Source organism: Candidatus Symbiothrix dinenymphae, assembly GCF_001431085.1.
In genome coordinates, this window is record NZ_BBRU01000535.1 from 1 (window position 1) to 379 (window position 379).

Here is a 379-nt window from a genome sequence, read left to right on the forward strand (position 1 = left end):
CATTTATACATATACTGAACTCTGTTGATTTGGATGATTATTCGTACATTGTAAAACTGCATACTCGACGCGACTTAACGAACCATTATTTTTGTGGTGAGTATATGTACGGCATTTCGAGAAGAAAATATTTGCTAAATTTCATATCATCGCAAACCGGATTCCAAAAATGCCTTGACACATTAAACGCGGATGAAAAATTGGGAATGATTGCGGATTATCAAGGTATAGTGAGCAAGCCAAGACGACGAGATAAAGAAACAATTGCTCAAGCATTGGATTTATTGCAAAAACACGGATTATCATGTAAAGTCAGGTATGTTTCCGGAACTATATTTATGGCGCGAGCAAAATTATTTAGAATAGTTCAAGAATTACG

1 protein-coding gene is annotated in these 379 nt (G+C 35.4%); it reads left to right on the forward strand.

Annotated elements, in window-relative coordinates:
• Positions 1-29: 29 nt before the first annotated feature.
• The coding region (locus ASC50_RS07545) for a hypothetical protein (RefSeq protein WP_226995423.1) at positions 30-379 on the forward strand (350 nt) is incomplete at its 3' end.